Annotated in this window: 1 protein-coding gene; it reads right to left on the reverse strand. The window is 66.4% G+C overall.

What is annotated here, in order from left to right; all coding sequences use genetic code 11:
• Positions 1-100: 100 nt before the first annotated feature.
• Positions 101-476: flagellar basal body rod C-terminal domain-containing protein (locus RAD16_RS40875; protein WP_458163674.1), on the reverse strand; the 376-nt coding region annotated here is incomplete at its 5' end.

The following is a 476-nucleotide window of genomic DNA, read 5'->3' on the forward strand; positions in this document are numbered from 1 at the left end:
GAGACCTGGATCTGCAGCTTGTCGGCCTTCTGGCTGAGCTTCTGCATGAGGCTCGATGATCGGTCGTAAAGCTGGGAGGTGCTGATCTGCATGATGCTGCTCAACGAATATCGAGGATTGACTGGAGCGTTTCGCGCGCAACCTGGATCACGCGGCTCGACGCCTGATAGGCCTGCTGGAAGCGCATCAGGTCGACTGCCCCGCTGTCCAGGTTGACGCCCGATACCGCGTCGCGCGCGGCGACCGCGCCGTCGCGGATCGCGCTCTGCGCCTGGGCGACCTGCTGGCGCGAGGCGAGTGTTGCGGCGTTGCCGGAGATGAGGGCGGTCGTCTTGCCTTCGAAGCCGGCCGAGCTGCGCAGGGTCGAGAGCGCCTTGAGATTGCTGTTGTCGCGCGTGCCGCCACCGACCGCGGCCGCAGCCACGTCGCGCGGATCGGTCAGCGTCATCCGGATATCGGTCGGCGTCGTGCCCATG

The organism is Bradyrhizobium sp. 18BD (assembly GCF_054185225.1).